Raw genomic sequence first — 237 nt, 5'->3', positions numbered from 1 at the left:
GCCATGACCCCGGCGATCGTGGGCAATGACTCTGAACCCATTGGCGAGGAAAAATAACATCTGGGAATCCCAGTCATCAGCGCTGAGCGGCCAACCATGATGGAAATGGATTACCGGGGCGTCCTTCGGGCCCCAGTCTTTGTAGAAAATTTCGACCCCGTCTTTTGTCGTGACGTATCCCATGTTCTCGTCTCCTGCATTAGGTGGAGTTCGGTGGCATTTAGCGTACTCATCCGC

Annotated in this window: 1 protein-coding gene; it reads right to left on the bottom strand. The window is 54.0% G+C overall.

The window, feature by feature from the left end:
* Positions 1-183: alpha/beta fold hydrolase (locus tag AC6UDB_RS07265; RefSeq protein ID WP_500709596.1), on the bottom strand; the 183-nt coding region annotated here is incomplete at its 3' end.
* Positions 184-237 lie beyond the last annotated feature (54 nt).

This window comes from Fructilactobacillus sp. X3R2C1 (assembly GCF_059901235.1).
This window is presented reverse-complemented; position numbering and strand designations above follow the sequence as displayed.